The 10951-nt window shown below is 32.8% G+C and carries 14 protein-coding genes; all 14 read right to left on the bottom strand.

Translation table 11 applies throughout. The features are described 5' to 3' along the window. The coding region (locus tag VJ881_07915; GenBank protein ID HKL75978.1) for a UDP-N-acetylglucosamine 1-carboxyvinyltransferase at positions 1-454 on the bottom strand (454 nt) is incomplete at its 3' end. Between the two features lie 16 nt (positions 455-470). Further along, on the bottom strand, positions 471-1034 hold the full coding sequence (locus tag VJ881_07910) for a YueI family protein (GenBank protein ID HKL75977.1): 564 nt from the start codon (positions 1032-1034) through the stop codon (positions 471-473). A gap of 130 nt (positions 1035-1164) precedes the next feature. Further along, complete coding sequence (locus VJ881_07905; protein HKL75976.1) at positions 1165-1572, bottom strand: F0F1 ATP synthase subunit epsilon; 408 nt, start codon at positions 1570-1572, stop codon at positions 1165-1167. 3 nt (positions 1573-1575) lie between these two features. Then, a complete protein-coding gene (atpD, locus tag VJ881_07900) occupies positions 1576-2991 on the bottom strand; it encodes a F0F1 ATP synthase subunit beta (GenBank protein HKL75975.1) in 1416 nt (471 codons plus the stop codon). 23 nt (positions 2992-3014) lie between these two features. Further along, the gene (atpG, locus tag VJ881_07895; protein ID HKL75974.1) at positions 3015-3869 is read right to left on the bottom strand and encodes an ATP synthase F1 subunit gamma; all 855 of its coding nucleotides are present in this window, start codon (positions 3867-3869) and stop codon (positions 3015-3017) included. A gap of 30 nt (positions 3870-3899) precedes the next feature. Beyond that, the gene (gene atpA / locus VJ881_07890) at positions 3900-5498 is read right to left on the bottom strand and encodes a F0F1 ATP synthase subunit alpha (GenBank protein HKL75973.1); all 1599 of its coding nucleotides are present in this window, start codon (positions 5496-5498) and stop codon (positions 3900-3902) included. A gap of 1 nt (position 5499) precedes the next feature. Further along, positions 5500-6063: a F0F1 ATP synthase subunit delta gene (locus VJ881_07885; protein ID HKL75972.1), complete on the bottom strand. Its 564-nt coding sequence runs from the start codon at positions 6061-6063 to the stop codon at positions 5500-5502. After that, on the bottom strand, positions 6060-6560 hold the full coding sequence (gene atpF / locus VJ881_07880) for a F0F1 ATP synthase subunit B (GenBank protein HKL75971.1): 501 nt from the start codon (positions 6558-6560) through the stop codon (positions 6060-6062). Before atpF ends, VJ881_07885 begins: the two co-directional genes overlap by 4 nt. A 184-nt stretch (positions 6561-6744) precedes the next feature. Then, the gene (gene atpE / locus VJ881_07875) at positions 6745-7005 is read right to left on the bottom strand and encodes an ATP synthase F0 subunit C (GenBank protein ID HKL75970.1); all 261 of its coding nucleotides are present in this window, start codon (positions 7003-7005) and stop codon (positions 6745-6747) included. Between the two features lie 47 nt (positions 7006-7052). Beyond that, positions 7053-7715 (bottom strand): F0F1 ATP synthase subunit A, encoded by a 663-nt coding sequence (gene atpB / locus VJ881_07870; protein ID HKL75969.1) that lies wholly within the window; start codon positions 7713-7715, stop codon positions 7053-7055. A gap of 26 nt (positions 7716-7741) precedes the next feature. Further along, entirely contained in the window at positions 7742-8152 is a 411-nt protein-coding gene (locus tag VJ881_07865; protein HKL75968.1) for an ATP synthase subunit I, read from the bottom strand. Continuing rightward, a complete protein-coding gene (locus tag VJ881_07860) occupies positions 8139-8378 on the bottom strand; it encodes an AtpZ/AtpI family protein (protein HKL75967.1) in 240 nt (79 codons plus the stop codon). Before VJ881_07860 ends, VJ881_07865 begins: the two co-directional genes overlap by 14 nt. Before the next feature lie 166 nt (positions 8379-8544). Further along, on the bottom strand, positions 8545-9597 hold the full coding sequence (locus VJ881_07855) for an MraY family glycosyltransferase (GenBank protein ID HKL75966.1): 1053 nt from the start codon (positions 9595-9597) through the stop codon (positions 8545-8547). Positions 9598-9624: 27 nt separating this feature from the next. After that, positions 9625-10551 carry a ribose 5-phosphate isomerase B gene (gene rpiB / locus VJ881_07850; GenBank protein ID HKL75965.1) on the bottom strand — a complete coding sequence of 309 codons (927 nt, stop codon included), beginning with the start codon at positions 10549-10551 and terminating at the stop codon, positions 9625-9627. Between the last annotated feature and the right edge of the window lie 400 nt (positions 10552-10951).

Here is a 10951-nt window from a genome sequence, read left to right as displayed (position 1 = left end):
CTAATTTATCAGCTTTAACTTCAATTATCCCGTGGTCCAGCTCTACCTCAGCACCTAATGCTTTAAAACCTTTTAAATGAAGGTCAATAGGCCTATTACCTATATTACAACCACCAGGTAAACTTGTTCTTGCTCTTCCTTCTTTAGCTAACATAACACCTAATATATAATAAGAAGCTCTAAGCTGTCTTGCCAGTTCACTATCTGCTTCAGACTTATGTAAACTGCGAGGATCAACTTCAACAGTATTTCCCTCTCTATTTATTTTTGCTCCCATATCTCGTAAAATTTTACATAAATTTATTACATCTCTTAAAGCGGGAATATCCAATAATGTACTGGGACTATCAGCAAGTAATGAGGCAGTAATAATTGGTAATGCTGCATTTTTTGCTCCACTTACTGTTATTTGCCCTTCTAAGGAATTTCCACCTTCTACTATAAATTTACCCACTATTAAAAGCTCCTTTCTAGTCTTTATCACAATTTATACATTTATCTCCAGTTAATTTTTCGATCCAGGTCATCTTTTTATAATTAATCAATTCTTCTTCAGCCTTTTCTTTTAGCAATTTCCAACAATCAGGACATAATTTTTTTCCTACACCATCTATTATATTATCAGGTATCCCCTTTTTTTTCAACTTTTTACTTCTATCCATAATACTTTTTTCTTCTACATTAACAGCTCCATCTGAAGCAACAATAAGAGAAATCTCTCCTTTGTGTTCAGGTGAATCAACTCTTTTAAATTTTAAACCATTATCTCTGGCTATTTTAATATAATCCTGAGCCTGATTCAACTCAACTTCCCTTGATATAACAAGCTTTTTTGCTTCAGTACTTTTTATAGCAGCAATAACTTCTGGATAAATTCCAGGTTCAATTAATTGTTGATAATTTAAATAACAAATTACTCTTTCGGCAAATTCTCCTAAAAAGCGATTTTTCTCATCTTTTTTTAATTCAGGAGTTCCATGTGCTCCATGAAAGGCAGCTTTTTCCAAATCACTTTTTTCTTCATCATTCTTCATTAGCTATTTCCCCCCTTACTTCTCTTATTATATCAAATATTTACTCACTTGTAAGGTAAAAAATAATTTCTACTTCTTTTGACCTATTAATACACAGAAAAGCCCCCTTATTGGGGGCCAATAAGAAACTTTATTTTCTTTTTCTTTCTGCTGCATTAATACGGGCCAAAGCTCTCTCCAGTGCTGAATTAGCTTTAGCTTTATTTGTCCTGTCATCTTCTTTTTCAAGTCTCTTTTTAGCTCTTTCTTTTGCTTCTTCTGCACGCTCAATATCTATTTCTTCAGGGAATTCAGCTGTTCTTACCACTACATTAATTTCTTCCGGTTTTACATCCATAAATCCATCACTAACAGATATATGAATTTTTTCTCCCCCTTTATCAATTTTTAAAACACAGGGAACTAAGCCGGTTACCAGTGGAGTATGTCCAGGTAGAATTCCAATATCTCCATCTATGGCTGTAGCTACTAACATTTCTATTTCTTCACTATAAACCACTCTTTCAGGAGTAACAATATCTAACTTTATTGTAGACATTAATTATTCACCTGCCTCAAGCCTTTCTGCTTTTTCTTTTGCTTCTTCAATAGTACCTACCATATAAAAAGCCTCTTCTGGCAGGTCATCATGTTTACCTTCAAGAATTTCTCTAAATCCTTTTATAGTATCTTCAATAGATACATATCTACCTTCAACACCAGTAAACTGTTCAGCTACAAAGAATGGCTGTGATAAAAATCTTTCTATTCTACGTGCTCTATTTACAACAACTTTATCTTCTTCAGATAATTCATCCATACCAAGAATAGCAATAATATCCTGGAGATCCTGATAACGCTGTAAGGTCTCCTGAATCTGTCTTGCTACCTGATAATGTTCTTCTCCAACAATTCTTGGATCAAGAATATTAGATGTAGAATCAAGTGGATCAATAGCAGGATAAATACCTTTTTCAGCAATATCTCTAGATAAAACAGTTGTTGAATCTAAGTGAGCAAAAGTAGTTGCTGGAGCAGGGTCAGTTAGGTCATCTGCAGGAACATATACGGCCTGAACAGATGTGATTGAACCTTTTTTAGTAGAAGTAATTCTTTCCTGTAAAGCTCCTACATCACCAGCTAGAGTTGGCTGATAACCAACAGCTGAAGGCATTCTACCTAAAAGAGCAGAAACCTCCTGACCGGCCTGAATGAAGCGGAAAATATTATCAATAAATAAAAGTACATCTCTTCCACTTTCATCTCTAAAGTACTCTGCCATTGTTAGAGCAGATAAACCAACTCTCATTCTAGCTCCAGGTGGCTCATTCATCTGACCAAAAACCATAGCAACTTTATCTAAAATATCTGCTTCCTGAAATTCTCGATAAAGGTCATTTCCTTCTCTAGTACGTTCCCCAACACCACCGAACACAGAAAAACCACCATGTTCAATAGCTATGTTATTAATTAGTTCCTGAATAAGTACTGTTTTACCAACACCAGCACCACCAAAAAGTCCTACTTTACCACCTTTAGTATATGGTGCCAGCAGGTCAACAACTTTAATACCTGTTTCAAAAATTTCATCAGATGTTTCCTGTTCTTCATAGGTAGGTGGTTCCCGGTGAATAGGGTTATAAGTTTCTGCATCAACTTCACCCTGTTCATCAATTGTTTCACCTAACACATTAAATATCCTACCAAGAACACCTTCTCCTACAGGAACACTAATAGGCTGCCCGGTATTAACAGCTTCCATACCACGAACAAGTCCATCAGTAGAATCCATAGCAACTGTTCTTACCCTATTATCACCTAACTGCTTCATAGTTTCCATAGTTAGATGAATATCATTTTCTTCATTGTCAATTCTTATCGCATTATATATTTCAGGTAAATTTCCTTCTGGAAATTCTAAATCAACTACAGGTCCAATAACCTGTACTATTTTACCAATATTTTGTGACTCACTCACGAAAATTCCTCCTTTACAGACAATTATTTGAGAGCCTCAGCTCCACTTACTATCTCAGTTATTTCCTGGGTAATTTCAGACTGACGAGCTCTGTTATAAGTTTTGGTTAAGTCCTCAATCATATCACTGGCATTATCAGTAGCAGAATCCATGGCTGTCATTCTTGCTCCAAATTCACTTGCCTTGGATTCTAACAGTGATGCATACAGCACATTATTGACATATTGAGGTAATATAACATCCAGAACTTCATCAGCAGATGGTTCATAAAGATATTCTACCTGTACCTCATCTCTTTCTCTTTTTTCCGGTGCATTTACTGGAAGAAGAGGAATCATTTTAACTTCCTGAGATAAAGCAGTTTCAAAATGAGTATATATCAAACTAATTTTATCAAACATATCTTCTTTAAATAATGATATAATCTCATTTGTAATTTTTCGGGCAAAACTAAATTCAGGATAATCATCAAGCTGAACATATTCAGATATTATATCAAAGTCTCTTTTCTTAAAATAATCTCTACCATTTGATCCAATAGCTAAAAGACTATTTTCCTCATCTTCATTTATACTATTTTTAAATTTATTTATTGCATTTGAATTATAGGCACCACATAAACCGCGGTCTCCAGTAATTAGAATATAAAGATGCTTATTTCCTTCTCTTTCATTTAGCAAAACATGGTCGGTATTTCGACTATGTTGTTGCACATCCAATAATATTTTTCTAGTTTTATTGAAAAAAGGACGGGCATCTTCAGCCTTTTCCTGAGCACGACGCAATTTAGCACCAGCAACCATTTTCATGGCTCTGGTAATTTTTTTAGTATTTTGCACACTACTTATGCGGCGTTTAATATCTCGCATCGTCTCCATAAATACTCACCTCTAACTTTCAACATCTATTTATTCTTCATCTGTTTCCAGTTCTTCAAACTCTTCATCTTCGCCTTCTTCTACTTCAGCGCCCTGGTCACTAAGAATTGATTTTTTCTTAACACTAAATGTTTCTTTGAATTCTTCAATTCCTTTTTCTAATTCTTCTTCAATTTCATCTGTTAGCTTACCTACTTCTACAATTTTATCTCCTAATTCAGGATAGTTACTGTTCATAAAGTTAAGTAGTTCATCTTCAAAACGACTTACATTATCTACAGGAATATCATCTAAATAACCATTTACAACAGCATAGATAGAGATAACCTGATCCTGAATTACCATAGGAGAGTTTTCAGCCTGTTTTAGTGATTCAACTATTCTCTCACCACGGTTAAGCTTTTGCTGAGTAGATTCATCAAGGTCAGAACCAAATTGAGCAAAGGCTTCAAGTTCACGATATTGAGAAAGATCCAATCTTAAGGTACCGGCAACATCCTTCATAGCTTTTATCTGAGCATCCCCACCAACACGGGAAACAGAAATACCAACATTAATAGCCGGTCTAACTCCTGAATAGAATAATTCACTTTCTAAGTAAATCTGTCCATCAGTTATGGAAATAACATTTGTTGGAATATATGCAGAAACATCTCCAGCTTTAGTTTCAATAATTGGAAGGGCTGTCAGTGAACCTCCACCTTCTTTATCATTGAGTTTAGCTGCTCTTTCTAAAAGACGAGAGTGTAGATAAAATACATCACCAGGATAAGCTTCACGTCCAGGTGGTCTTCTTAGAAGTAAAGACATAGCACGATATGCATCAGCGTGTTTTGATAGGTCATCATAAACAACTAATACATCTCCATCATTTTCATACATAAAATGTTCTCCAATAGCACAACCTGCATATGGAGCTAAATATCTAAGTGGAGCAGGGTCACTTGCAGAAGCAGTGACAATAGTTGTATAGTCCATTGCTCCGTATTCAGTTAATTTTTCTCTTATTTGCGCAACATCAGATGCTTTCTGTCCAATTGCAACATAAACACATTTTACATCATTATCACGCTGGTTAATAATCGTATCAATAGCAATAGCAGTTTTACCAGTCTGTCTATCACCAATTATAAGCTCACGCTGACCTCTACCAATAGGAATCATAGAGTCAACAGCTTTTAAACCTGTTTGAAGAGGTGTCTCAACAGGTTGACGTTTTATAACACCTGGAGCCTTATATTCAACCGGACGATATGTATCAGAGTTTATCTGACCTTTACCATCAAGAGGTTGACCAAGTGAGTTTACAACTCTTCCTAGCATCTCTTCGCCAACAGGTACCTCAACAACTCTTCCTGTTCTTTTTACTGTGTCTCCCTCTTTTATTTTTGTCTCACTACCAAGGAGTACACAACCTACATTATCTTCTTCAAGGTTTAGAGCCATTCCATAAACTCCATTAGGAAATTCTAAAAGTTCATTGGACATTACATCTTCTAAACCATAAACATGGGCAATCCCATCACCAATATCAAGTACTGTACCGACACCAACTGTTTCCAGTTTTGACTCATAATTTTCGATTTCTTCTTTTATAATTGAACTAATTTCTTCTGGTTTCAGATTCATATCATTCCACCCCTAACTTACTTACTGGAATTTTTTCTATCTTTTCACTAAGTGTATTCAACTTATACTGAATACTACCATCAATTATTTTATCACCTATTTTTAAAACAAGTCCACCTAAAATTTCAGGATCAACTGTATTATTAAGTACTACCTCATAATTCATTCCTTTTTCCAATTTATCTTTAAGTCTATTTTTCATATTTTCCTCAAGCTCAATAGCAGAAACTACTTCAATCTCAAGAATTTTTTTCCTATCATTAACTAAATCATTAAATTGACTAATAATAGCTTTAATATAAAATATTCTTCTTTTATCTATTAAAAGTTGAATGAAATTATATATTTCCTGAGATATTTTTTCTTTAAATATTCTTTTAAAAATTCTTTTCTTTTCTTCAATTTTAATTCGTGGGTGAAAAAGAACATTCTTAAATTCTTTATGTTCTGTAAAAGCTTCTTTTATTGAATTCAAGTCATTTTTGAACTTAATAAATTCATCTTTTTCCTCAGCCAGTGAAAAAAGTGCCTCACTATATTTTTTAGCTATTTCATTTTGAATCATTTGGCTTCACCAAGCTTTTTAGCATCTAAATCTTCGATGTATTGATTAATAAGTTCTTTATGTTCTTTTTCATCAAGCTTTTCTTTTAAAAACTTACTTGCCACCATAATTGAAATTGAAGATACTTCAGTTCTTAATTCAGAAAGAGCTTCTTCCTTGGCCTGCTCAATTTCTGCTTCATTTCTTTCTTTAATTCTTTGAGCTTCTTCTCTAGCATTTTCAACTATTTCTTCGGCTTTTTTCTTTCCTCTTTCTTCAGCATTTTCTACAATTTCTTGAGCTTCCTGTCTTGCATTTTTTAATTCATTTTCATATTTCTTTTTTAATTCTCTTGCTTCTTTTTTCTTCTCTTTGGCTTCCTCGAGATCACTTTCAATTTTATTCTTTCTTTTATCAAGCATATTAGTCATCGGCTCATAAAGAAATCTCTTTAATAACCAGAGTAGAACAAAAAAGTTAATAACTTCCCAGAGCATGGTAGTATTAATATTTACCATTTACATCTCACCTCCCGGCATATTCTCAAACAATGCTATCTAAATCGTATTTTTCAATAGTATCTATATTTATTTAAATATATTTTTTTTCATCATAGATTTTTAAAATAAAATTGAGCCATAACCAAATTTTATTTTTGATATATGAGGGGAAAAATTCCCCTCACTATCAAAAATGGTTTTTTTAAGCAAATGTAAAGATCAAAACAATGGCTATAACCAGTGAATAAATACCTGTTGACTCAGCAACAGCCTGACCTAGAAGCATAGTAGTAATAATATTACCTCTTGCTTCAGGTTGTCTTGCTACAGATTCTACAGCTTTACCAGCGGCATAACCCTGACCAATACCAGGACCAATACCAGCAATCATAGCAAAGCCAGCTCCAAGTAGTGCAGAAGCACTGATAATCACATCAATGACCGGTTGTGAAAATTCAACCATTATAATTTCCTCCTTTCAGCTACTCACTGTAATTTTTTTATAATTAATTAGCCTTCTTTTGAAACAGCAATATAGGCTATGGCTACCATACCAAAAATAAGGGCCTGTATTAAGCCAATAAAGATGTCAAACCAGGCCTGTAACGGAATTGGAATTAACCAGGGTGCTGCCTGATAAATCAAAGTAATGATAATTCCACCACCAACAATATTACCAAAAAGACGGAAAGAGTGAGAAATTGGTTTAGCTAACTCACTAATAATATTAAGTGGTAGTAAAATAAATACAGGTTCAGCAAAACCTTTAATATAGCCCCAGATTCCATTTTCACGCATTCCCTCAAAGTGCATTAAGATAAATACTAAAAGGGCTAAACCTAAAGTAGTATTTATATCTGCTGTTGGGTTGGGAACACCAGGTAAAACACCTGATAGATTAGATACCCCAACAAAAATAAAAATTGTACCAATAAAAGGTAAAAACTTTCTACCTTCTCCAGGTAACATCGGCTCAATCTGATCTTCAATAGATGTTAAAAGAAGTTCAGTAGCATTTTGGACTTTACCTGGAACTAATTCTAAATTACTTCCAATAATTTTGGCAGCTATCACTAAAGCAACTACTACAACCCAGGAAACTATCAATGTATCAGTAACTGGTAAAAAATCTTTACCAAATAAATGAGTGACAACCTGTGGTCCTGGATTCATAATAAAACCTCCCCTCTCTTACTAAATCAATCTTTTTCAACTCTGTCTTTTTTTTCTTCCCAGCTTTTTTTAAGATTATCTAGTGCAGCCAGTCCGATTATAGTAAATTTTAAAAGTAAAATACCTACAACAACTGCCAAAAAACTTATTCCCTCTCTTCTATAAGCAACAGCTAGAACAATAAAATAAATGAGATAATTAATAAAATAACGATTCCTAATATATGTATTAGCCTTTGCTGCTGACATTTGTAAAGAATTTTCTATATTAATTCTTTTTAAATGAAATAAAAGAATACTTATGGACAGTCCAAAAATCAAACCTAAAAAGGCATCAATTTCTCCCATGACTAGAGAAGATACAAGAGGTATCAAAGCAACTATAACTGTCTTTTTAATAACATCTTTTTCTGCTTCAGCCGGATTATTTGTCTTCATCATTATCACCAAAAACATCAGTAATTAACTTATAATCAGAATAAAATCCTGAAAAAACTCCTGTAATCAAACCTATTATTTTAAAAATCAAATCACTTCCAATTAATTTATCAACTAAACTTCCCAGCCAGAAACCTACAGCTATATTGACAATTATAGTAATACCAAGCAAAGTTAACATTCCAAAGGCCTGGGCAATTTTTTGCCAACTATTATTATTATTCATTTTTTAGCCTCTCACTTTTATTAATAAAAATACTTTTTTCCTAATCTTAACTAATTATTATTTCTAGTTTCTATTTAAAAATCCTCTTTTATAAAATGAAATAATACTATTAATACTATTATGACTTTTTAATTATTTTACAGTAAAAGAAATAAAAAACTATATTTTAATATTTTGTCTTCTCTACTTCTGTTTTATCAGATTTTAACTGAGCACTAAATATTCCAAGTTTCCAGGCCCCAAAAATTATAGTTAAAAAGGCAAGAAAAATCAAAAGTAATCCATTTTCAAAAGTTGAGCTGTTAAAAATTACAGCAATTATTCCTAAAAATATACTTATCCCATAAACAATCAAAGTAGCTTCCTGTTGATTCCAGCCTAAAGCAAGCAGACGATGATGAATATGACCATTATCTGCTTTACCAATAGGTTTACCATTATAAGCTCTTCTTATTATTGCAAATAAAGTATCTAAAATAGGTACTCCTAAAGCTAAAACAGGGACTACTAAAGTAATTGCTGTAGCACTTTTTAAAGAACCTGCTACTGAAATTGAGGCCAGAGTATAACCTAAAAACATAGAACCACTATCACCCATAAATATTTCAGCAGGATGAAAATTATAATAAAGAAATCCAAAGGAACTCCCGGCCAGAGTAAGGGCCATAACAGCTGCCAGGTTTTGTCCTTCCTGTAAACTTACAAAAAAGATAGTTATAACTGCAATTATCGAAACTCCAGCAGCCAGGCCATCAAGTCCATCCATTAAATTTACTACATTAGTTATACTTACAACCCAAATAATAGTTAATGGAATTCCCCAGCTACCAAGAAAAAACATTCCACCTAAGGGATTGGTTATAAATTCAATCTGAACTCCAAAAAATAATAAAACAACTGCTGCCAGAATTTGAAATACTAATTTGAGAAAAGGAGAAATATCATAAAGATCATCTACAAAACCTACAAAAGTTATAAAACTTCCCCCCAGTAGTATTCCAAAAAGAGTTTTGTTAAATTCAAAAAATATGAAAGCAGTTAATAAAAAAGAGGCCCAGATGGCAAGACCACCAATATTAGGAACAGGAAGTTCATTAATCCTTCTAGCACCTGGATAATCAAGAGCATCAATTTTTTTAGCAACTTTTTTTACTCCAGGAACAAGAAAAAAAGATATTATTAAACTGCTGAAAAAAATCAAAATATAGGAAGATATCATTAATCTTCATCCTTTATATTAATAGTTTTAATCTTTCATTTCTTTTTCTATATCACTTATCTTATCAATTCTTCTCTGGTGTCTTCCGCCATCGAATTCTTCTCCAAGCCAGGCCTTTACAATTTCTCGGGCCAAACCTTTAGCAACAACTCTTGAACCCATAGTTAAAACATTTGAATCATTATGATTTCTGGTTGCTTTAGCAGAAAAGACGTTATGGCAGAGAGCAGCCCGAACTCCTTTTACTTTATTTGCTGCAATCGACATCCCAATACCTGTACCACAGATCAAAATACCTTTATCAAAATTATTGTCAGCGACTCCTTTTGCTACTTTGTAAGCAAAATCAGGATAATCAACTGAATCCTCAGAATCAGTGCCCATATCTTGATAAAATAAGCCCTTTTCTTCAAGCAAAGATTTTATTTCTTCCTTGAGTTGATAACCAGCATGATCTGAACCAATAGCAATTTTCATCATATCACCTCTTAAAATTTCTTTGTTAATAATTTTATTTTTAAATTCCTCTAAATATTTTTTAATTTCATCTTTAGTCTTCTGATATACTTCCAGAGACTGTCCATAAGGATCAAGAATATCAAGGTCTTCACTTTCTTTAATAAACTCTTTTAAGGTAAATAATTTTTTGGCTGAAACCTCTTCTCTCTTTTTTAAATATCTTTTATGGGCTTCAGTCATAGTCAAAATAATATCTGCTTCAACTAATAATTCTTTATTAATCTTAGTAACTTTATGGTTTTTAGCATCAATTTTTTCATCTTTTAAAACCTGTAGAGTTTCAGAACTTATTTTTCCACCTGGCAGAGCAGAAATCCCGGCTGATTTTATTTTCAATCCTTTTATTTTTCTATTTTTGAACATATCACGCAAAAGATGTTCAGCCATTGGACTACGGCAGGTATTCCCGGTACACACAAATAAAATTGTCGGCAAAGTTAAGATCCCACCTTTCTAAAAGGCTTGATTTAAGCATTAAGAAGCTTTAATGTACTTACATTATATCAGATAAAAAAATATAGACAAGTCAAAACTTATAGTTTACAGGAGTTTCCTAAATATAAAGTTTAGATTAAATCATACAATATAGGTAAAAAGGGAATTTTAGCAATTATTTGTTAATACATCTAAATGAGCGGAATTAAAAATAAGGTCTAAAAACAGGATGTTTTTAGCTCAGCTGAGATACGATATCTCATTAGCTGAGGTAACCTTATTTTTAAAGAAGTGAATTTTAGTATGTATCAAATAATTGATTAATGAGTCTTTTACCTATATTGTATGATTTATTTAATTTTACCTGGAAACTCCTGTAAACTATAGTTTTTCACTGGCT

This window comes from Halanaerobiales bacterium (assembly GCA_035270125.1).
Lineage (GTDB): Bacteria > Bacillota > Halanaerobiia > Halanaerobiales > DATFIM01 > DATFIM01.
This window is presented reverse-complemented; position numbering and strand designations above follow the sequence as displayed.